At 63.1% G+C, this 2586-nt stretch carries 2 protein-coding genes and 1 pseudogene; 2 read left to right on the forward strand and 1 reads right to left on the reverse strand.

The window, feature by feature from the left end; genetic code table 11:
* Positions 1 to 110 (reverse strand): PE domain-containing protein (locus tag WAN02_RS08900; RefSeq protein WP_422263790.1); only part of this gene is annotated, 110 nt, incomplete at its 3' end.
* A gap of 580 nt (positions 111 to 690) precedes the next feature.
* Between WAN02_RS08900 and WAN02_RS08905 the strand changes: the two genes are divergently transcribed.
* Together WAN02_RS08905 and WAN02_RS08910 are read left to right on the forward strand one after the other, a co-directional pair.
* Positions 691 to 1065: a recombinase family protein gene (locus tag WAN02_RS08905; protein WP_422263791.1), complete on the forward strand. Its 375-nt coding sequence runs from the start codon at positions 691 to 693 to the stop codon at positions 1063 to 1065.
* 601 nt (positions 1066 to 1666) lie between these two features.
* Positions 1667 to 2586 (forward strand): annotated as a pseudogene (locus tag WAN02_RS08910) (IS481 family transposase); the annotation flags it as partial.

Consider the following 2586-nt stretch of genomic DNA (forward strand, 5'->3'; position numbering starts at 1 on the left):
GTGGTCGGGGCTGCGGCGGCCGAGCTCTCCGACGCAAACGAGTTGCCGATGCCTTCGAGCTGGGTCGCGGCCGCGGCGATCGCGGCGGGCGCTGTGCTCACGTATGCCATGAATCACTCCTGGTGGAAAGCGGCCGGCCCCGAGGGGTCGGCCACAGTGGTCAGTGTCGGTGTGTGCTGGAATCCGGCGTCGGGTCCACGGGTCTACCTTCCCGTAACCTGAGCGCGACCGCATACCGCGTTAATGGCTTCTTAACGTGAGGACAGAATTATTAACACACACCTCTTACCGACCTGCCGTTTCGGACGCCGGGTCAGGGTTTCAGCAGCCACACGCTACATTCGTCGCTGTCCCCGATAGCCCAATCGGCAGAGCCGTTGGACTAAAATCCGCCCAATGCGGGTTCGAATTCCACGGGGACACCTCGGAACGCCGGCACATGGCCTCAGGGTTGTCTCAGGATGCTCTCAGGAGTCAAGCTGCACTGCAGGTGGATGGGAGATCACTTCACCTTGGCAAAACCAGTCTTGGCCGGCGTAGCGTCTTGATGGTTTCTTAACGGCCCGGATGTCGCCGGCACCAGCGCATCTACTGCAACCACGACTGCCTCGACCACGCCCTCGTCGTCCGGGATGCTGACGTAGATCTGCTCAGAATATTCGAAAATGTGCGCGCGGCCTTCACACCAGCATCAGCCAAGACGCCACCGGACAACGAGCCGGGGTGGCCCGCCAGTTGGAGGACTGCGAGGCACTCGCGCATCGGCTCGGATGGGAAGTCACCCACCGCAACGGCGACGACGATCAGTCCGCCCACCCCGGCCTCACCCGTCCCGGTTTCGACGCAGTGCTGAAGGCGATGGCCGATAACGAGTCCGGCGCGGTGATCTTCTGGCATCCCGACCGGCTTTTCTGGTCGATGAAAGACCTCGAGCGGTTGATCGCCAACGCCAATGGCTGCCACGTCCAGCTGCGTACCGTCAACGCCGCAGTGGCGGCCGATTTGCAACCACCAGGTACGGCCCCGCGGTGCTCCAGGACGGTGGCGTGGCGCGGACGTGATTGACTGCGCCCGGCCGAGACGCCATCGCGGCCGCGTTGACGGCGGGCTGGTCGCGGGGGCAGCGGAGTACTGCCGCCCGACCGCAGCGGCAATGATCGAGGCGGTCGCCGCCCGTGGGCAGATATTTTCTTGTTGGCGTCGTCGGTGCTCGGCACCGGTAAGCACGGCGGTTTCTGCCGGATCAACGACACTTTCGTGTGGGCGTTACAGCATCTTGCGTCCGGCACCGGGTTGGCGGTCAGGCTGCGCGAAAACCCCAGGAAATAACTGTTTTCGTCGATGAGATCGTTCGGCTGCATTCGACGATCCAGTACCTGCCGCGGGTCGCGCTGCGGGACATACGGATCGGCGACCTCGATTTGTCGGCCGGCGACACGTTTTCCATTGCGGCAGGCATAGCCAGGCGGGAAGGCGACGGCGGCGACCAGGTGAACGAGCGGGTGTGCAGGCGTTTGGGGTTTGGCACGGGCCCGCATCGTTGCCGCGGTAACCATCTAGTTGTACTGACCACGGACGTTGGTGACGGCGTGGTGAGGTGACAAGAAGAAGACCTCCGAGTGGAGTGCGAGCTGTCTAGGAACGCTCACCGATCTCGGAGGTCTTCATGTCCCACCGTAATGCGCCCTTGTCGGAAACTGGTCGGCTGCGGCTGGCTCGTTGTGTTGTCGAGGACGGCTGGCCGCTGCGTCGAGCCGCCGAGCGGTTCCAGGTGGCTGTCACCACTGCCCAGCGGTGGGCCCGGCGGTACCGCGAGGAAGGGCCGGCTGGAATGGCTGATCGCAGTTCACGGCCTCACCGCAGCCCCAATCGGACGCCCACTCGTACCGAGCGGCGCATTAGCAAGGTGCAGGTGTTGCGACGTTGGGGGCTGGGGCGGATCGCGTATCTGTTGGGGCTCAACGTCTCCACGGTGCACAAGGTGCTCACCCGCTACGGGGTGGCGCGGTTGCGCTGGTTGGATCGCGCGACTGGCCGTGTTGTGCGTCGGATGGAGTCTGCGCACTGTGGTGATCTCGTCCACGTCGATGTGAAAAAATTGGGCAAGATCCCCGCCGGAGGCTGGCGAATGCTGGGACGCAGCGTAGGCAATCGCAACGCTCAGGCCGATAGGGTGCCGGGACAACACAGAAATCGCCACCTGATACGCGGCTACCACTTCCTGCACAGCGCTATTTATGCGCACTCCCGATGGTCTACTCCGAGTTGCTCAGCGACGAGCGCAAAGAGACCGCCGCCGCTTTTTGGCTGCGCGCTAATGCATGGTTCGCCGAATCTGGCTTCGCTGTTCGAAAAGTATTGACTGACAACGGATCCTGTTATCGCTCACACGCTTTCCGGGATGCATTGAACGGAATTGAACACCGTCGAACACGCCCCTACCGGCCGCAGGCCAATGGCAAGGTCGAGAGATTTCACCGCACCCTGGCCGACGAATGGGCTTACGCCCGGCTCTACTCCAGTGATGCGGAGCGCTGCGCCGAATACCCCCGATGGCTGCACACCTACAATCACTGTGAGTCTTCA

Source organism: Mycobacterium sp., assembly GCF_049281135.1.
Lineage (GTDB): Bacteria > Actinomycetota > Actinomycetes > Mycobacteriales > Mycobacteriaceae > Mycobacterium.